This window comes from Achromobacter xylosoxidans, from assembly GCF_001457475.1.
Lineage (GTDB): Bacteria > Pseudomonadota > Gammaproteobacteria > Burkholderiales > Burkholderiaceae_B > Achromobacter > Achromobacter xylosoxidans.
The window spans coordinates 568,537-585,898 of sequence record NZ_LN831029.1; the positions used below are offsets into that span (position 1 = coordinate 568,537).

Annotated in this window: 19 protein-coding genes; 5 read left to right on the plus strand and 14 right to left on the minus strand. The window is 69.2% G+C overall.

Going from position 1 to position 17,362, the window contains the following annotated elements; genetic code table 11:
• Positions 1-5 precede the first annotated feature (5 nt).
• A complete protein-coding gene (locus tag AT699_RS02660) occupies positions 6-368 on the plus strand; it encodes a glyoxalase superfamily protein (RefSeq protein ID WP_006386913.1) in 363 nt (120 codons plus the stop codon).
• 32 nt (positions 369-400) lie between these two features.
• Here AT699_RS02660 and AT699_RS02665 read toward each other — a convergent pair whose 3' ends face one another.
• The 12 genes from AT699_RS02665 to gtdA all read right to left on the minus strand — a co-directional run bounded on the left by AT699_RS02665 (position 401) and on the right by gtdA (position 11,479).
• Positions 401-1,093: an ABC transporter ATP-binding protein gene (locus AT699_RS02665; protein WP_006386914.1), complete on the minus strand. Its 693-nt coding sequence runs from the start codon at positions 1,091-1,093 to the stop codon at positions 401-403.
• The gene (locus tag AT699_RS02670) at positions 1,093-1,848 is read right to left on the minus strand and encodes an ABC transporter ATP-binding protein (protein WP_024067619.1); all 756 of its coding nucleotides are present in this window, start codon (positions 1,846-1,848) and stop codon (positions 1,093-1,095) included. Before AT699_RS02670 ends, AT699_RS02665 begins: the two co-directional genes overlap by 1 nt.
• A complete protein-coding gene (locus tag AT699_RS02675) occupies positions 1,841-2,809 on the minus strand; it encodes a branched-chain amino acid ABC transporter permease (protein ID WP_006386917.1) in 969 nt (322 codons plus the stop codon). Before AT699_RS02675 ends, AT699_RS02670 begins: the two co-directional genes overlap by 8 nt.
• 7 nt (positions 2,810-2,816) lie before the next feature.
• Positions 2,817-3,731, minus strand: coding sequence for a branched-chain amino acid ABC transporter permease (locus AT699_RS02680; RefSeq protein ID WP_006386918.1), 915 nt, complete (start codon positions 3,729-3,731; stop codon positions 2,817-2,819).
• A 15-nt stretch (positions 3,732-3,746) separates the two neighbouring features.
• Positions 3,747-4,922: an ABC transporter substrate-binding protein gene (locus AT699_RS02685; protein WP_024067620.1), complete on the minus strand. Its 1,176-nt coding sequence runs from the start codon at positions 4,920-4,922 to the stop codon at positions 3,747-3,749.
• Positions 4,923-4,949: 27 nt separating this feature from the next.
• On the minus strand, positions 4,950-6,170 hold the full coding sequence (locus tag AT699_RS02690) for a 3-hydroxybenzoate 6-monooxygenase (protein WP_024067621.1): 1,221 nt from the start codon (positions 6,168-6,170) through the stop codon (positions 4,950-4,952).
• A 19-nt stretch (positions 6,171-6,189) separates the two neighbouring features.
• Positions 6,190-7,542, minus strand: a complete 1,353-nt coding sequence (locus AT699_RS02695) for an FAD-dependent oxidoreductase (protein WP_006386923.1) — start codon at positions 7,540-7,542, stop codon at positions 6,190-6,192.
• Positions 7,543-7,625: 83 nt separating this feature from the next.
• The gene (locus AT699_RS02700) at positions 7,626-8,630 is read right to left on the minus strand and encodes a Bug family tripartite tricarboxylate transporter substrate binding protein (protein WP_024067622.1); all 1,005 of its coding nucleotides are present in this window, start codon (positions 8,628-8,630) and stop codon (positions 7,626-7,628) included.
• Positions 8,623-9,021: a chorismate mutase gene (locus tag AT699_RS02705; RefSeq protein ID WP_020925342.1), complete on the minus strand. Its 399-nt coding sequence runs from the start codon at positions 9,019-9,021 to the stop codon at positions 8,623-8,625. Before AT699_RS02705 ends, AT699_RS02700 begins: the two co-directional genes overlap by 8 nt.
• The gene (maiA, locus tag AT699_RS02710; protein WP_024067623.1) at positions 9,018-9,656 is read right to left on the minus strand and encodes a maleylacetoacetate isomerase; all 639 of its coding nucleotides are present in this window, start codon (positions 9,654-9,656) and stop codon (positions 9,018-9,020) included. The genes AT699_RS02705 and maiA overlap by 4 nt, the downstream gene beginning before the upstream one ends.
• Positions 9,657-9,668: 12 nt before the next feature.
• Positions 9,669-10,367, minus strand: a complete 699-nt coding sequence (locus AT699_RS02715; protein ID WP_054506833.1) for a fumarylacetoacetate hydrolase family protein — start codon at positions 10,365-10,367, stop codon at positions 9,669-9,671.
• Positions 10,368-10,426: 59 nt separating this feature from the next.
• The gene (gene gtdA / locus AT699_RS02720) at positions 10,427-11,479 is read right to left on the minus strand and encodes a gentisate 1,2-dioxygenase (RefSeq protein ID WP_024067625.1); all 1,053 of its coding nucleotides are present in this window, start codon (positions 11,477-11,479) and stop codon (positions 10,427-10,429) included.
• A 169-nt stretch (positions 11,480-11,648) separates the two neighbouring features.
• Between gtdA and AT699_RS02725 the strand changes: the two genes are divergently transcribed.
• Both AT699_RS02725 and AT699_RS02730 read left to right on the plus strand, forming a co-directional pair.
• Complete coding sequence (locus AT699_RS02725) at positions 11,649-12,584, plus strand: LysR family transcriptional regulator (protein WP_006386930.1); 936 nt, start codon at positions 11,649-11,651, stop codon at positions 12,582-12,584.
• Positions 12,584-13,141: a hypothetical protein gene (locus AT699_RS02730; protein ID WP_006386931.1), complete on the plus strand. Its 558-nt coding sequence runs from the start codon at positions 12,584-12,586 to the stop codon at positions 13,139-13,141. Before AT699_RS02725 ends, AT699_RS02730 begins: the two co-directional genes overlap by 1 nt.
• Before the next feature lie 43 nt (positions 13,142-13,184).
• Here the strand turns inward: AT699_RS02730 and glpK are convergent, their stop codons facing one another.
• On the minus strand, positions 13,185-14,708 hold the full coding sequence (gene glpK, locus AT699_RS02735; protein WP_006386932.1) for a glycerol kinase GlpK: 1,524 nt from the start codon (positions 14,706-14,708) through the stop codon (positions 13,185-13,187).
• The gene (locus tag AT699_RS02740; RefSeq protein WP_006386933.1) at positions 14,695-16,149 is read right to left on the minus strand and encodes a DHA2 family efflux MFS transporter permease subunit; all 1,455 of its coding nucleotides are present in this window, start codon (positions 16,147-16,149) and stop codon (positions 14,695-14,697) included. The genes glpK and AT699_RS02740 overlap by 14 nt, the downstream gene beginning before the upstream one ends.
• A 98-nt stretch (positions 16,150-16,247) precedes the next feature.
• Between AT699_RS02740 and AT699_RS02745 the strand changes: the two genes are divergently transcribed.
• A complete protein-coding gene (locus AT699_RS02745; RefSeq protein WP_006386935.1) occupies positions 16,248-16,436 on the plus strand; it encodes a DUF3460 family protein in 189 nt (62 codons plus the stop codon).
• Between the two features lie 16 nt (positions 16,437-16,452).
• A complete protein-coding gene (locus tag AT699_RS02750; RefSeq protein ID WP_024067627.1) occupies positions 16,453-17,343 on the plus strand; it encodes a segregation and condensation protein A in 891 nt (296 codons plus the stop codon).
• Positions 17,344-17,362: the final 19 nt, after the last annotated feature.

Here is a 17,362-nt window from a genome sequence, read left to right on the forward strand (position 1 = left end):
GAATCATGCATTTGTCCCCCGCCATTCCCATCCTGCGCATCTTTTCGGTCGACAAGGCGCGCGAGTTCTACCTGGATTTCCTCGGCTTCGAGTGGGACTGGGAACACCGCTTCGAACCGGGCCTGCCGCTGTACGCGCAGGTGCATCGCGGCGAGCTGGTGCTGCACCTGAGCGAGCACTACGGCGATGCCACGCCGGGCGCGGCCATCTTCGTGCGCGCCACCGGCGTCGACGATTACCAGGCCGAGCTGATCGGCAAGCAATACGGCTACGCGCGGCCCGGCGTCGAGGACGCGCCCTGGGGCCGGCTGCTGAAGGTGACCGACCCGTTCGGCAACCGCCTGACCTTCTGCGAATCGAGCGACTGAGCCCGTCAACCCCGCGGCCAGGGCCGCGCGCCTCACACGCCCAGGTAGCGCTGGGCCAGTTCGGGTTGCGCGGCCAGTTCGGCGGGCGTGCCCTGCCAGGCCACCCGGCCTTTTTCCAGCACGTGGTGGCGGTCGACCAGCGTGGCCATTTCCTTCAGATTCTTGTCGATCACCAGGATGGTCTGGCCTTCGTCCTTCAGGCGCCGCAGGCAGTTCCAGATCTCGTGGCGGATCAGCGGCGCCAGGCCCTCGGTGGCTTCGTCCAGGATCAGCAGGCGTGGGTTGATCAACAGCGCGCGCCCCACCGCCAGCATCTGCTGTTCGCCGCCCGACAGGGTGCGGGCCGACTGGCCGCGCCGTTCCTTCAGGCGCGGAAACAGCTCGAACACGCGATCGATGTGCCAGCCGGGACGGGCCTGGCGCGCGGTGGCGACCAGGTTCTCCTCGACCGACAGCGAACCGAACACGCGCCGGCCCTCGGGCACCAGGCCGATGCCGAGCCGGGCGATGCGGTGCGGCGCCAGGCCCGTGATGGGCTGGCCGTCCAGCAGCACCTGGCCGCCCTGCGCCGGCAGCATGCCCATCAACGTCTTGACGGTGGTGGTCTTGCCCATGCCGTTGCGGCCGATCAGCGACACCACCTGGCGCGGCGCGATGTCCAGGTCGACGCCGAACAGCACCTTGCTGGCGCCGTAGCCGGCCTGCAGTTGCGCGACTTGCAGCATCAGTCTTCCTCCTCGCCCAGATAGGCGGCGCGCACGTCGGGGTGGCGGCGCACCTCGTCGGGCGTGCCGGTGAAGATGGTCTTGCCGTAGACCAGCACGGTGATGCGGTCGGCCAGCGCGAACACCGCGTCCATGTCGTGTTCGACCAGCAGGATGGCGTATTGGCCTTTCAGTTCGCGCAGCAGGTCGGTCATGCGCTGCGATTCCTCGGCGCCCATGCCCGCCATGGGTTCGTCCAGCAAAAGCACGGAGGCGTCCAGCGATAGCGCCATGGCCAGTTCCAGCTGCCGTTTTTCGCCATGGGCCAGGGCCGACACGCGCACGCCGGCGCGGTGGGCCAGGCCCACGCGAGCCAAGGCCGCGCGCGCCGGCTCGCGCAGGCGCGCCATGCGGCGCGCATTGCGCCACAGGTTGAAGCCGCCGGGGCTGCGCGCCTGCACCGCCATGGCGACGTTGTCCTCGGCGGTGAACTGCGGGTACAGCTGGCTGATCTGGAACGAGCGCGCCAGCCCGGCCGCCGGCCGCTTGTGCGCGGGCAGGCGGGTGATGTCGCGGCCGTCGAGCAGGATGCGGCCGGCGTCGGGCAGGATCTCGCCGCTGATCTGCGACAGCAGCGTGGTCTTGCCGGCGCCGTTGGGGCCGATCAATGCATGCAGTTCGCCGGGCCGCAGTTGCAGGTCGACGCCCTGGGTGGCGCGGACCGCGCCAAAGGCTTTCCGCAGGCCCTCGATGGCGAGCTTGGCCGGTTCAGTCATGGTGCGCGCCTCCCGTCAGCCAGCCATAGACCCCGCGCTTGCCGAACAGCACCACCAGCACCAGCACGGGGCCGAGGATCAGCATCCAGTGCTCGGTCCAGGCGGTGGCCAGTTGCTCCAGCCCCAGGTAGACGGCCACGCCCAGCACCGGCCCGAAGATCGAGCCCATGCCGCCCAGGATCACCATGGCCATCAGCTCGCCGGACTTCTGCCAGCCGGCCATGTCGGGGCTGACGAACAGCGCGTAGTTGGCCCACAGCGCGCCGGCCAGGCCGGCGCCGGCGGCCGACAGCACGAAGGCGGTCAGGCGGTAGCGCAGCGGCGCCAGGCCCAGCCCGGTGCTGCGGCGCGGATTCTGCCGCAGGCTCTGCAGCGCCATGCCGAAGGGCGAGTTGACGATGCGCCGGCACAGGAATACCCATGCCGCCAGCAGCGCCAGGCAGACGTAGTAGAACGTGACCGGTCCGTTCAGGTCCAGGCCGGGCAGCGTGTTGCGCGCGTCGATCGACAGGCCGTCGTCGCCGCCGTAGACCACCAGCCCCACCAGGATGAAGTACAGCATCTGGCCGAAGGCCAGCGTGATCATGATGAACTGCACGCCCGCGGTGCGCAGCGACAGGAAGCCCACCACCAGCCCGGCCAGCGCGGCGCAGGCCACGGCCAGCGGCCACATGACCAGCGCGGCCTGGCTGCCGCTCCAGCCGAACAGCGTGTCGCCCTGCGCGAAGTGGTAGCCGGCGATGCCGATCACGTAGCCGCCCAGGCCGAAGAAGGCCGCGTGGCCGAAGCTGACCATGGCGCCGTAGCCCAGGATCAGGTCGAGGCTGACGGCGGCGATGGCGTAGATCAGGAAGCGGGTCATCAGGTTGACCAGGAAGGCTTCGCCGGTGGCCGAGGCCAGCGCCGGCACCAGCGCGAACAGCGCCAGCCCGGCCAGGTTTACGAGGGTTTTTCGGCTCATGGGTTTCCTAGCGAGTCGCCGGCACGAGGCCGCGCGGCTTGAACAGCAGCACGATGGCCATCAGGATGTAGATGCTTGCCGAGACCAGGCTGGAACTGGCCGAGTCCGACAGCTGCGGCGGCAGCAGGCGCGACATCCAGAAGGGGATGTAGGCGCGGCCCAGCGCGTCGGTCATGCCGATCATCAGCGAACCGGCCAGCGCGCCGCGCACCGAGCCCACGCCGCCGACCACGATGACGACGAAAGTGGTGATGAGGATGCGTTCGCCCATGCCGATCTCCACCGCCAGCAGCGGCGCCGCCATGACGCCGGCGAAGCCGCACAGCAGCGCGCCGAGCGTGAAGATCAGGGTGAACAGACGCTGGATGTTCACGCCCAGCGCGTCCACCATCTCGCCGTCGTCGGCGCCGGCGCGCACCAGCATGCCGACGCGGGTGCGCGAGATCAGCAGCCACAGGCCCAGCGCCACCAGCACGCCGGCGCCGATGAAGGCCAGCCGCATCACCGGATAGTTCAGGCCGGGCAGCAGCGCCACCGAGCCGGCCAGGAACGGCGGGATGTCCATGAACGGCGGGCTGCGGCCGAACAGCACCGTGACCAGCTCGTTGGTGAACAGCGTCAGCCCGAGCGTGGCCAGCACCTGGTCCAGGTGGTCGCGGCGGTAGAGATGGCGGATCACCAGCAGCTCCACCACCAGCCCGTACAGCGCGGCGCCGGCCAGCGCCGCCAGCAACGCCGCGAAGAACGAGCCGGTGGCCGCCGCCGCGCTGGCGGCGCAGAACGCGCCCACCATGTAGAACGAGCCGTGCGTCAGGTTGATGACGTTCATGATGCCGAATACCAGCGTCAGGCCGGCCGACAACAGGAACAGCAGCGCGCTGTACTGCAGGCCGTTCAGGACCTGTTCCAGGAACATCAGCATGGCGGGCTCCGGAGGCTACATCTTGCAGTCGGCGGCGTGCACGTCGGTATGGTCGCGGGCGATCACCTTGAGGTTCTTGTAGACCAGCTTGCCATCGGGCCCGGACTCGATGTGCAGCAGGTACCAGTCCTGGACCGGGTGCTGATTGGGGCCGAACTTGAATTTGCCGCGCACGCTGGGGAAATCGGCGCGGCGCAGCGCCTCGCGGAAGGCGTCGGCCTTGCCGGCGATATCGCCGCCCACGGCCTTCAGGCCCGAGCCGATCAGGTTGGCGGTGTCGTAGGCCTGGGCCGCATAGGCGGTGGGCGCGCGGTTGTAGGCCTTGGTGAAGGCTTCGACGAAGTGCTTGTTCTGCGGATTGTCCAGGTCGGCGCTCCACAGCGAACTCAGGTAGAAGCCCTTGCCGGCGTTGCCGGTGGCGGCCAGCATGCGTTCGTCCATCGAGTAGATGGGCGTGATCATCTTGATCTTGTCGGCCAGGCCGGAGTTGGCGAACTGCTTGGTCAGGTTGATGCCGGCGCCGCCCGGATGGAACTGGAAGATGGCGTCCGGGTTGAGCGAGCGGATGCGCGCCAGCTCGACCGAGAAGTCGGCCTGTTCGAGCTTGGTGTAGATCTCGTCGGCGATCTCGCCCTTGTAGGTGCGCTTGAAGCCGGCCACGGCGTCGCGCCCGGCCTGGTAGTTGGGCGCCATGACGACGATGCGCTTGGCGCCCAGTTCGTTGGCGGCGATGCCGGCGGTGTCGGCGTACGAGTCGTTCTGGAACGCCACCGAGAAATAGTTGGGGTTGCAGGCCTTGCCGGCATAGTTGGAGGGGCCGGCGTTCAGGCTGACGTAGAAGCCGCCGGCGTTGAGCACGGTCGGCCCGACCGCGGCCATGACGTTGGAGAAATTGATGCCGGTAAAGAGGCGCACGCCGCCCTGCACCATCTTGTCGGCGATCTGCTTGGCGTTGGCGGGCTTGAGCGCGTCGTCCTCGACCCGCACGTTGACCGGCACCCCGCCCAGCTTGCCGCCGCCTTCCTTGACCGCCAGCATGAAGGCGTCGCGTTCGTCCTCGCCGATGTAGCCGGCGGGGGTGGACAGCGTGCCGATGAAGCCGATGTCCACGGGTTTCTGCTGCGCCTGGACGCCGCCGGCGGCCAGTGCCAGCAGCAGCGCGGCGCCGCCGCGGGTGATGCGTGTCGTCATGGTTGTCTCCTCCTGTGCCTGCTTTTTTTATGGCTGGATGGGTCCCGCGAGACAGTTCTCCACCTTCCAGCCGTAGAGCCACTGCAACGCGTCGTAGAACTGGGACTGGCCGCGGCCGGTCCACAGCATGTTGCGCACGGTGCGTTCGACACCGCGCGCGTGATAGAGCCTGCCCATTTCGCGGGTCGACCAGACCACGCGCGCGCTGCGCGGGATGCGCACCGATTCGTACAGGCGGAAGGCGGCTTGCAGGTCGTGGTCGCAGCGCTTGACGGCCTCGCCCAGCGTCACCGCGTCTTCCAGCGCCATGCAGGCGCCCTGGGCCATGTACTGCGTCATGGGATGGGCGGCGTCGCCCAGGATCGTGACGCGCCCCTGGCCCCACTGTTCGACCGGCTCGCGGTCGGCGGTGGCCCAGCGCTTCCAGGAGGTGGGGCGGTCCAGCATCTGGTGCGGGCGCGGGTGGATGCCCTGGAAGTACGACAGCACCTCTTCCTTGCTGCCTTCGCGCACGCCCCATTGTTCCTGTTCGCGGCTGTGGAAGGTCACCACCAGGTTGTATTGCTGGCCGCCGCGCAACGGGTAGTGCACCAGGTGGCAGTGCGGGCCGGCCCACAGCACCGGCGCGTTGATGCGCAGTTCCTCGGGCATGTTGTCGCGCTCGACCACGGCGCGGTAGACCACGTGGCCGGTCACGCGCGGCGGATCGCCGATCAGGTGCTCGCGGATCACCGACTTGACGCCGTCGGCGCCGATCACCGCGTCGGCCTGGTAGTGGTTGCCTTCGGTGTCGGTGACTTCGACGCGTTTTTCGTCCTGCTTGACGCTGGCGATCTGGGTCGAGGTGCGAAAGCGGATCAGCGGGTTCTGCTGCACCGCTTCCAGGATGGACAGATGGATGTCGGCGCGGTGGATCACGGCGTAGGGGCCGCCGAAACGCTCGCGGAAGGCGGCGCCGGTGTCGATGCGCACCACTTCGCGCGCGTCGACCGCGTCCATCATGATGATGTGGTCGGTGAAGACCGCGCGCTGGCGCGCCGTGGCGCCCACGCCCAGCGCGTCGAGCGCGGCGAAGGCGTTGGGGCCGAGCTGGATGCCGGCGCCGATCTCGCCGATGTGCGCGGCCTGCTCCAGCAACTGCACCGCGATGCCCTGGCGCGTCAGCGCCAGTGCCGCGGCCAGGCCGCCGATGCCGCCGCCCACGACGATGACGGATTGGGGCGGGTTCTTTGCGGGGGTTGCGTTCATTGCGTGGTTCCTTGCGTGTTCACTCTTGGCGGCCGAGGAAGGCGCCTTGCCGTTGCAGTTGCGCCTGCAGCGCCGCCACGGGCACGTCGGCAGGCGCGTTGCCGTCGCGCAGCGCCATGGCGGCCGCGGTGCCGGCGGCCTCGCCCATGACGAAGCAGCTGCCGCTGACGCGTGCGGCCGACTGGCCTTCGTGCGTCATCGAGGCGCAGCGTCCGGCCACCAGCACGTTGGCGGCCACGCCCGGGCCGCGGCGCGGCACCATCATGCGGAACGGCAACTGGTTGTAGCCGCGCGATCCGGGAATCGGCGGCCACAGCCATTGCACGTCGCCGGCGGTGTGCATTTCCAGCGGCCAGCCGTTCACGCCGATGCTGTCCTCGAAGTCGGCGCAGCCCAGCACGTCTTCCTTGGTCAGCATGGCCTCGCCGACGATGCGGCGGGTTTCGCGGATGCCCAGTTGCGGCGCGATGTCGAGCACATAGGCGTTTTCGAAGCCCGGCACCTTGGCGCGCAGGAACTTCAGGTATTCGGTGATCTGGCGGCGGCCTTCCAGCTCGCCGGCCGAGAGCGAGGCGGCGTCGGTGCCGTCGGCCGCGCTGCCGTCGGCGTTGGCCAGCTGGGTGACGTTGACGCGCCACTCGTAGTCATGCTTTTGCGGCCGCACGATGGCGCCGCGCCGCGGGAAGGTGAATTCGCCGCTGGCGGCGGCCTGGTCCATCAGCTGCGGGATGGTCTTCCAGGCCTCCTGGGCGCGGGCGCCGTCGACGTTGCCGACCTTGAACATCAGCGTGGGGTAGAGCATGTGGCCCTGCGCGTCGCCCTTTTCGAACGGCAGGCCGCCCCATTGCGCGATGTCGGCGTCGCCCGAGCAGTCGATGAAGACCTTGCCGCGCACCGCGCAGCGGCCGGACTTGGTCTCCAGGAACAGTGCGTCGACATTGCCGGCGGCGTCGCGCGCCAGGCCGGTGGCCAATGCGTGGAACAGGATTTGTGCGCCGCTGTCCTGCACCATGCCGTCGGCCGCGCACTTGAAGGCGGCGATGTCGTAGGCCTGGGCGTGGATCTTGCCCAGGATCAGGTGCGGGTCGTTCAGGCCGTCCAGCGCGCGCATGCGGTCCAGCAGTTCATCGGTCATGCCATGCACCACCTGGCGGATGGCGCCGCGCACATTGGCGTGCAGGCCGCAGAAGTTGGAGACGCCCGCCGCCGTGCCCATGCCGCCGAGAAAGCCATAGCGTTCCACCAGCAGCACGCTGGCGCCGTTGCGGGCGGCGCTGGCGGCCGCCAGGATGCCGGCGGGGCCGCCGCCCAGCACGACGACGTCGTATTCGCCGTAGAGCGGCACCTGGCGGGCGGGTTCGGTGAGGGTCATGCCTTGTCTCCTTGCTTGTCCTGCTTGACTGCGTGCTGTGTTGCGAAATGCCGGGCGGCGAGGCCGCCCGTTCACAGGCCTTCTTATTGGCCCTTGATGCCGAGCTTGGTGATCAGCGGTTCCCAGCGCTTGAGCTCATCGTCCATGTAGGCGCGGAACTCGGCCGGCGTGCCGCCGACCGGGTCCATGAACTGTGCCTGCAGGCGCTTGACCACCTCGGGGTCGCGGATCGCCTGGATCAAGGCGTCCGACAGCTTCTTCTGGATGTCGGCGGGCACCTTGGACGAGATCACGAAGCCGATCCAGGCCGAGCCCTCGATGCCGGGCACGCCGACTTCGGCCAGCGTGGGGATCTCGGGCAGCAGCGTGGAGCGCCTGGACGAGGTCACGGCCAGCGCCTTCAGGCGGCCGTCCTTGACCATGCTCATGACCGCGATCGGCGGCAGCGCGGCGAACTGCGTGTCGCCCGACAGCAGCGAGGTCAGCGCGGCCGGCGATGACGGATAGGGCACGTGCGTGGCGCGCGCGCCGATCCGCTGCAGCAGCAGTTCCACCGCCAGGTGCGAAACGGTGCCGGCGCCGGGCGAGGGGAAGTTGTACTTGTCGGGGTTTTTCTTGAGCGCCTCCAGCAACTGGCCGACGTTGTCGATGCCGGAGTTGGCCGGCACCACCAGCACGTTGGGCTGGTGCACCGCCAGCGTCAGCGGCGCCAGGTCGGTGGCGGGGGCGTAGGGCAGCTTGTCGAACAGCAGCGTGTTGTTCACCAGCGGGCCGGTGATCGAGACGCCGAAGGTGTAGCCGTCGGGCTTGGCGTTGGCGATGGCGAAGGTGCCGATGTTGCCGCTGGCGCCCGGCTTGTTCTCCACCACCACGGTCTGGCCGAGGATGGCGCCGGCCTTCTCGCCGACGATGCGCGCCACCTGGTCGGGGCTGGAGCCCGGACCGAACGGCACCAGCGCCTTGAGCGGCTGCGACGGCCAGGCGTCGGCGGCCCGCGCCGCGCCCAACGGCGCCAGCGCGATCAGCCCCAGCGCCAGCGCGCGCGCCGCGACGGTGCGCGCCCGCGCCAGGGTCGAGGACTTATGCATGCTTGTCTCCCGCGATCTTCATATTGTTGAAATAGGTCTGTTCGTTGGCGATGAAGGCCGCCACCATGGCGCGGTAGGCCGCGTCCACCACCTGGTCCAGGTTCTCGAAGCCCTGGTTGTGGCGCTCGGCCAGGCGCCGCACTTTCTCGAATACCTCGGCCTGGCGCGCCGGCGCGCTGACCTGGAAGGCGTCGCGCTTGAAGCGCGCGGCATCCTTCACGTACATGGCGCGTTCGGCCATCAGGCGCACGATCTGGTCGTCCAGCCGGTCGATGTTGGCGCGCACCTCGGCCAGGTTGGCGCACAGCGGGCGGTAGGCCGGATCGGTGTATTCGCGCAGCGGCGCGCCCTGGGTGTCGGGCTCCTGGCCCGGGGATGCTTGCGAGGTCACTTGATGTAGTCCGGTTGGTTGCTGGGCGCGGCCTGCTGGAAGGCCGGCTGCGCAAGGCAGTGGTCGTACACGCCGAGCAGGCGCGGATAGGCCGACAGGTCGCAGCCCATGCGCTGGGCATTTGCCACCTGCGGCACCACGCAGCAGTCCGCCAGCGTCGGCGCGTCGCCGAAGCAATAGGCGCCGCCGCCATGGCGCGCCAGCAGCGCCTCGACCGCGGTCAGGCCTTCGCGGATCCAGTGGTGGTACCAGGCGTTCTTCTGCGCCTCGGTGGCGCCCAGTTCTTCCTGCAGGTAGCGCAGGATGCGCATGTTGTTGACCGGGTGGATGTCGCAGGCGATGGCGTTGGCCAGTTCCAGCACCCGCGCGCGTTCGCGCGGCGCGGCCGGGATCAGGCGCGGCTCGGGGTGCGTGGCGTCCAGGTAGTCGATGATGGCGAGCGATTGCGACAGCTGGAAATCGCCTTCCGTCAGCAGCGGCACGCCGGCCGACGGGTTCCGCGCCACGTAGTCGGCGGCGCGCTGCTCCTGTTTGCGCAGGTTCACCGGCACGATGTCGACCGGCAGACCCTTGAGCGCCAGCGCGATGCGCACGCGGTACGAGGTGGAGCTGTTGAAGAAGCTGTGCAGTTGCATGGGTGGCGGTCCTCAGGCGATCTGCACGCTGAGCGTGCCCAGGCCGTCGACGCCGCCGACCATCCGGTCGCCGCGCGTCACCGGGCCCACGCCTTCGGGCGTGCCGGTGTAGATCAGGTCGCCGGCTTCCAGGCGGAAGTAGCGCGACAGGTAGGCGATGGTCTCGGCCACCGACCAGATCAGCTTGCCGATGTCGCTGCGCTGCTTGTCGGCGCCGTTGACCTGCAGCCAGATGCCGGCGCGGTGGATGTCGCCGGCCTGCGCGGCGGGCACCAGCGGGCCGATCGGCGCGCTCTGGTCGAAGGCCTTGCCCAGTTCCCACGGGCGGCCGGCTTCGCGCATCTTCATCTGCAGGTCGCGGCGCGTCATGTCCAGGCCGACGGCGTAGCCCCACACGTGTTCCAGCGCGGCGTCGACCGCGATGTTGGCGCCGCCCTTGCCGATGGCCGCCACCAGTTCGATTTCATAGTGGAAGTTGGCGGTCTCGGACGGATAAGGCAGCGTCAGCGTGGCGTCCGGCGCCACCGGCACCACGGCGTCGGCCGGCTTGCAGAAGAAGAAGGGCGGTTCGCGGTCGGGATCGAAGCCCATCTCGCGGGCGTGGGCGGCGTAGTTGCGGCCGACGCAATAGATGCGGCGCACGGGGAAGCGATCCGGGCTGCCGGCGACGGGCACGGCGACGGGGTCGGCGGGAGCAAACACGTAAGACATGAATCAACCTTTGAAGGCGGAACGGAAAGGGGGAGGGCGGGCGCCGCGGCCCGCCCGCTTCAGGCGGTGCGTTCTTCGCGCCACAGGCCCAGCGCGTCCTGCACCGGGCGGTCGGAATAGCTGAACAGAGTGGCGTCTTCCAGCGCCGCCAGCTGCACCGGCTGCCACGACGGCGCCACGAACACGTCGCGCGGGCCGAAATGGAATTCGGCGTCGCCGACGCGGGCGATGCCGCGGCCTTCCACCACGCTGTAGACGGTGGAATCGGTGCTGCGATAGACCTTGCCCTGGAAGCCGGCCGGCAGCAGCTGCATGAAGGTGGCCATGGTGGGCATGGGGTAGCCGCCCGTGGCCGGGTTCAGGTAGCGCAGCTTGACGCCGTCCCAGGGGTCCAGCTCGCCATGGCGGTAGAGCGCGTCCAGCGCCTCGCGGCTGCGCTCGTAGGGATAGTTGAAGATCGGCGAGGTGCCGCTGGTGGCGCGGTGGCGCACCGGCGCCATGTTGTGGCCGTAGCGCGCCATGCTGTCGCCTTCGGGACGCGTGACCGGCTGGGTGGCGGACGGATAGTTCTCGGCGAAGCCGGCGTCCAGGAAGCGCAGCAGCGGGATGTCCAGGCCATCCAGCCAGACCACCGGTTCGCCACCGTCGACGGTCTCGGCGTTGCCGTGGTCGTGCCAGGTCCAGGACGGCGTGATGATGAAGTCGCCCGGATGCATGGTGGTGCGCTCGCCATTGACGGCGGTGTAGGCGCCGCGGCCTTCGACGATGAAACGCAGGGCTGACTGGGTGTGGCGGTGGCTGGGCGCGATCTCGCCCGGCAGGATCAGTTGCAGGCCGGCGTACAGGCTCTGCGTGATGCTGGCCTGGCCGGGCAGGCCCGGGTTCTCCAGGATCAGCACGCGCCGCACGGCTTCCTCGGCGGTGATGAGCGAGCCCGAGGCCAGCACGTCGTCGCGCACCTCGTCGTATTTCCAGATCGCTGGCACGCAGCGCGGCGCGGGCTGGCGCGGCACCAGGTTGTGCAGCGACTCCCACAGCGGGGCCATGTGCTTCTGGGCGATGCGCGCGTAATAGGCGGCGCGATCCGCGCCGGGGGGATGACCGTCGGGCATGTCTGTCTCCTGGGGCCAGCGTCGGGGCCGGCTTCTGTGGGCCCGACGCGGCGGGCGCGGCGGGGCCTGATATGGAGACGATTATGCGTAACGAGCTATGTGTTTTGAAATGAAATTATCTTATTATCCATACCAATAACTATATGGATAAGAGACCAAAGGGGACTCCATGGACTGGACTCACCGGTTGCGCCTGCGCAACCTGAAAATGCTGCTCAGCCTGGCCCAGACCCGCAACATCAGCCACTCGGCCGCGATGCTCAACACGACCCAGCCGGGGTTGTCGAAATGGCTGAAGGATCTGGAGGACGACATCGGCCTGCCGCTGTTCGAGCGCCATGCGCGCGGCCTGCGGCCCACGCCGCATGGCGACGTGCTGATCGCGCACGCGCAGCGGGTCGAGGCGCAACTGGACCGCGCCAGCGCCGACATGGCCGCGCTGCGCGAGGGCGGCGGCGGACGGGTGGTGATCGGCGCCTCGGGCGCGTCCGCGTCGGACACGGTGCCGCTGGCGGTGATGAAGCTGCTCGAACGCATGCCGCAGGCCCGCGTGAAGCTGGTGGAGGGCACCACCGACCGCCTGCTGGCGCAACTGGCGCAGGGCGACCTGGACATCGTGGTGGGCCGCTCGGCGCCCGAGCATCATGATCCGGCCATCCGCTTCGAGGCCCTGTACCTGGAGCCGATCCACCTGGTGGCGCGGCCGCGCCATCCCCTGTTCGCGCTGGAGCAGCCTGGCTGGCCCGAACTGCTGTCGTACCGCTGGATCCTGTGGCCCAAGGGCACGCCGATCCGCAACGCGGTCGACGCCGCGCTGGCGGCGGCCGGCCAGGCGCCGCCGGCCGATCACGTCGAATCCAATTCGGTCACCATCAACCTCACCCTGATCAACAACAGCGACATGATCGGCGTGGCCTCGCATCGCGCCGCGCTGCGCTTCACGCAGATGAAGGCGATGCGCATCATCCCGGTGCGCCTGTCGGGCTTCGGCTCGGTGGCCATGTACTGGCGCGAGGACGCATTCAGGCCGACCGCCGTGCAGGAGGCGATGGCCGCGCTGCGCAACACGGTGGCGGAACACGCGCCGGGCGTGACGAGGCTGTAATGGCGCCATCCGGGCCCGGACTGAATGCGCTGATCGCGCAATGCCGCCGGCTGGAGGCGGCGCTGCGGGACGAGGCGGGCGCGCCGGACACGTCAGCGGCCATGCACCGCTTCGTCGCCGAGATGGATGCGCGCGCCGCGCCGCCGGGGCTGTGGTCGCCGCTGGCGCTGGCCGTATTGACGATGGTCGGCGGCATCGGTGTCGGCATCGGCCTGTTGAGCCTGCTGCTGCGGCCGGCCGGGCCGGCCCTGGCCGCCTTCGCGCTGGTGCTGGCCTGCGCCGTCACGGCCTTGGCGCTGGCGATCGGCGTGGTGGCGTTCATGGGCGGCTACAGCCTGGGGCTGGTGCTGCTCAAGCGCACCGCGCTGGCGTTGGCCACTGCCGGCGCGCTGGGCCTGATCGCCTGGTCGCAGGGCGACATGCGCGCGGTCGGCCCGGTGGTCGCGCTGCTGGGCGGCGCCGGCGCGTGGCTGCTGATGAACAGCAATGCGTTCTATCTGTTCGCCGGCTATCGCATGGCGTTGCGGGTGATGCAGGCGCAGGCGCGGCGGCCGTGAGCCGCCGTTGGCGCGGGCGAGGCGAGGACCGCCCGGCCGGCCATCACTTGGCCGTGTTGGACCAGCCCTTGGACAGTTCCACCGCCTGGCGCCAGCGCCGCATGCGGGCCTCGCGCACCGAGTCCGGCCAGGCCGGTTCGAAGGTGCGCTCGGCCTGCCACTTGGAGGCGAACTCGTCCTGCCCCGACCAGAAGCCGACCGCCAGGCCGGCCAGCCCGGCCGCGCCCAGCGCGGTCGATTCCGGCACCCGCGGGCGCACCACCGGCACGCCCAGCAGGTCGGCCTGCATCTGCATCAGCAGGTCGTTGCGGGCGGCGCCGCCGTCCACCCGCAGCTCGGTCAGCGCGATGCCGCTGTCGCCGTTCATGCAGGTCAGCAGTTCGGCGCTCTGCAGCGCGATGGATTCGAGCGTGGCGCGGGCGATGTGGGCGCGGGTGGTGCCGCGCGTCAGGCCGACCAATGTGCCGCGGGCGTAGGGGTCCCAGTGCGGCGCGCCCAGGCCGGCGAAGGCCGGCACCATGAAGACGTCGTCGGTGTCGGCCACGCTGGCGGCCAGCGATTCGATTTCCTCGGAGCGCTGGATGATGCCCAGGCCGTCGCGCAGCCATTGCACCGCGGCGCCGGCGACAAATACGCCGCCTTCCAGCATGTAGGCCGCACGCCAGCCGTCCTGGCCCGCGGTGGGCAAGCCCCAGCCGACGGTGGACAGCAGGTGATTGCGCGACTGCACCGGCTTGTCGCCCACGTTCATCAGCATGAAGCAGCCGGTGCCGTAGGTGTTCTTGGCCATGCCGGGCGCAAAGCAGGCCTGGCCGAAGGTGGCGGCCTGCTGGTCGCCGGCCACGCCGGCGATGGGAATGGAGCCGCCCAGCCATTCGGGCAGGGCTTCGCCCACCACCGCGCTGCTGGGCGCGATGGATGGCAGCACGCTGCGCGGGATGTTCAGCAGCGCCAGGATCTCGTCGTTCCAGTCCTGCGTATGCAGGTCGAACAGCATGGTGCGCGAGGCGTTGCTGGGGTCGGTGCTGTGCACCGCGCCGCCGGTCAACTGCCAGATCAGCCAGGTGTCGACGGTGCCGAAGGCCAGTTCGCCGCGCTCGGCCTTCTGGCGCGCGCCGGGCACGTGATCCAGCAGCCAGGCCAGCTTGGTGCCCGAGAAATAGGCGTCCAGCACCAGCCCGGTGCGCGATTGCAGGAAGTCGGCGTGGCCGTCCTGGCGCAGCTGGTCGCACATGGGCGCGGTGCGGCGGTCCTGCCAGACGATGGCGCGGGCCAGCGGGCGGCCGCTGGCGCGCTCCCAGATCAGGGTGGTTTCGCGCTGGTTGGTGATGCCGATGGCGGCTACGTCGGCGGCGCTGGCGGCGGCGTTGCGCAAGGCCTCGCGCGCCACGTCCAGCTGGCTGTGCCAGATTTCGCCGGGGTCGTGCTCGACCCAGCCCGGCCGCGGGTAGTGCTGGCGGAATTCACGTTGGCCGATGCCGCGCACCACGCCGTCGCGATCGAACACGATGGCGCGGGAGCTGGTCGTGCCCTGGTCCAGGGCCAGGATAAATTCATTCGTCGTCACTGTTCTTGGCGCCGTTCAGGTGTGCCCCGGCCAGCGGGTCGAGGCGTCTAAAGGAGAAGACCGAAGCCGCGCACATCAGGCCGATGACGATGAAGCCGGCGATCACGTCGCCGACCGCCAGCGTTTCGGCCCCGCGCAGGGTCATGCTGATGTTCAGGGTCACCGCGGCCACGCCCACGCCCAGGCTGATGCCCAGTTGCTGCGCCATGGCGGCGAAGCTGCTGGCGCGGCTCATCCTGGCCGGGGGTATGTCGGCATAGGTTAGCGTATTTACGCCGGTGAACTGCAGCGAGCGGAAGAAGCCGCCGATCAGCAGGATGGCGATCATCAGCCAGACCGGGGTGGACGGCGTGAACGTGGCGCAGACCACGATGAAGGCGCCGGTCAGCACCGCGTTCACCGTCAGCACGCGGCGAAAGCCGAAATGCCTGACGATGGGCGTGGCGACGAATTTCATCAGCAGCGCGCCGGCGGCGCTGGCGAAGGTGATCAGGCCGGCCGAGAACGGCGACAGGCCGAAGCCCACCTGCAGCAGCATGGCCAGCAGGAAGGGCGTGGCGCCGACCGCGAAGCGGCACAGGTTGCCGCCCAGCGTCGAGATGGCGAAGGTCGGGATGCGCATCAGCGCCAGGTCGATGATGGGATGCTCGGTGCGGCGCGCGTGCCAGCCATAGAGCAGGCCGCAGGCGATGCCGACCGCGATCAGGCCCAGCAGCAGCGGCAGCGGCATCACGTCGCGGCCGATGGCCTCGAAGCCGCTGACCAGGGTCGCCAGGCACACGGCGCTGAGCAGGAAGCCGAGCCAGTCCAGGCGCGGCGCCGATTCTTCCTTGATCTCGGCCACGTAGCGCAGCACCAGCGCGATGCCGAGCACGCCGATGGGGATGTTGATCAGGAAGATCCAGTGCCACGACATGTAGGTGACCATGAAACCGCCCAGCGGCGGCCCGATCACCGGCCCCAGCAGCGCCGGGATCGACAGGAACGACATGGCTTTGAGCAGGTCCTGCTTGGGCACGGTGCGCAGCAGGATGATGCGGCCCACCGGCACCATCATGGCCCCGGCCATGCCCTGCACCACGCGGGAGATGACCAGTTGCGGCAGGTCCTGCGACAGGGCGCAGGCCACGGAACTGAGTGTGAACAGGCCGATGGCGGCGATGAAGACGCGGCGCGCGCCGTAGCGGTCGGCGGCCCAGCCGCTGACGGGCACGAACACGGCCACCGACAGCAGGTAGGAGGTGATGGCCACGTTCAGCCGCACCGGGGTCGATCCCAGGGCCCGGGCCATGGCCGGCAGGGCGGTCGCCACCACGGTCGCGTCCAGCATCTGCATGAACAGCGCGCAGCCGACGATGAAGGGAATCATGCGCGCCGCGCGTGCCGCGTCCGGGGTCGAGGGAGGAGCGGGATTGGCTGCGGCTGCTGATTCTGCGGACATGGCGGAGGAGGGCGGAGGGACCTGGAAGATTGTAACGCCGGGTCTCGGCCCCGGGTGCAGTAAACTGGCGGCATCCGAAACCCACTGAAATTGGTGCCATGGCGACCAACTACGAATCCGAGATCACCAAGTTCCTGAAAGACTACAAGCAGTCGCATCCTGGCACCGAAGAGCGCCAGCGTGAAGGCCGCGCCCGTCTCTGGGACAAGCCGCAGGACGCGGAACTGCTGGAAGGCTTCCGCGCGGCCCGCGTGCCGCAAAAGCCGTACGTGTATCAGGCCGACTGATACCGTTGCGGCAGCCATGGCCCACAACCCCTCCGTCCCGGGCGACGCCCTGGCCGCGCTAGTGGAACCGCCCGTCGACAGCACGCCCGATACCGTTGACAGCGTCGCCTTCGCGCGCCTGTACGGCGAGCCGCTGTTCCAGATGCCGACGGACCTGTACATCCCGCCGGACGCGCTCGAGGTGTTCCTGGAGGCCTTCGAGGGGCCGCTGGACCTGCTGCTGTACCTGATCCGCAAGCAGAACTTCAACGTGCTGGACATCCCCATGGCGGATGTCACCCGGCAGTACCTGTCGTACGTGGAGCAGATCCGCATCCACAACCTGGAACTGGCCGCCGAATACCTGCTGATGGCGGCCATGCTGATCGAGATCAAGTCGCGCATGCTGCTGCCGGTCAAGAAGACCGACACCGGCGAAGAGCCCGAGGATCCGCGCGCCGAACTGGTGCGCCGCCTGCTCGAGTACGAACAGATGAAGCTGGCCGCGCAGAAGCTCGACGCCATGCCGCAGCTGGGCCGCGACTTCGTCAGCAGCCACGCGGTCGCCGACCTGAGCGTCGAGCGCATGCTGCCCGACGTCAGCGTGGACGACCTGCGCGCCGCGTGGGCCGACATCATGAAGCGGGCCAAGCTCAACCAGCACCATCACATCACCCGCGAACAGCTGTCGGTGCGCGATCACATGACGCATATCCTGCGGCGCCTGAACGACGTGCGCTTCATGGAGTTCGGCGACCTGTTCATGGAACGGGTGCGCGAAGGCGCGCCGGCCGCGGTGGTGGTGGTGCACTTCATCGCCATGCTGGAACTGGCGCGCGAGTCGCTGCTGGAAATCACCCAGGCCGAGCCCTACGCGCCCATCTACGTGCGCCTGGCCTATACCAGCGTCGCGGCGGTCGCGGCCTGATCCGATTCCCCCCGGGCTG